The organism is Lactobacillus nasalidis (genome assembly GCF_016587775.1).
Taxonomy (GTDB): domain Bacteria; phylum Bacillota; class Bacilli; order Lactobacillales; family Lactobacillaceae; genus Lactobacillus; species Lactobacillus nasalidis.
Map to the genome: position 1 here is coordinate 1 of NZ_BOCG01000639.1, position 644 is coordinate 644.

General features: G+C 49.8%; 1 protein-coding gene. It reads left to right on the forward strand.

What is annotated here, in order from left to right; all coding sequences use genetic code 11:
• On the forward strand, positions 1-644 hold a 644-nt coding region (locus lacNas_RS12030; RefSeq protein WP_373868172.1), incomplete at both ends, for a thiamine pyrophosphate-binding protein.

Here is a 644-nt window from a genome sequence, read left to right on the forward strand (position 1 = left end):
TTTAGATGTTATGTACAAGTGGGGCATTGACCACCTTTACGGTTTCCCAGGTGGTTCTTTTGACTCAACCATGAACGCGATCTACGAAATGCAAGACAAGGTCAAGTTCATCGAAGTTCGTCACGAAGAAGCCGGTGCCTTGGCTGCCTCAGCAGAATACAAGCTTACTGGCAAGCTTGGTGTCTGCATGGGTTCAGCTGGCCCTGGTGCCATCCACTTGATGAACGGCTTGTACGACGCTAAGTACGACAAGACCCCAATGGTTGCCCTGGTAGCCAACGTTCCAACTCCTCGTCAAGACATCAACTTCTTCCAAGCCTTTGACGAAATGCCATGGTTCCGTGACGTTGCCGTTTGGGTACACCAAGCCAAGACCAAGGAAGCTTTGCCAGTTTTGATGGACACTGCTATCCGTCAAGCTTACGCAAAGAAGGGTCCAGCTGTTTTGGTAATCCCTAAGGACTTCGGTTGGCAAGAAATCGAAGACAACTACCGTGTTTCCGCAAGCAACCACGTTGCTGACAACTACGCAGCTCCAACTGCTGAATCAATTGAAGCCGCAACTAAGCTGATCAAGGAAGCCAAGAACCCAGTTGTTTACTTCGGTTTGGGCGCATCCGCTGCTGCTGACGAATTGAAGGAAT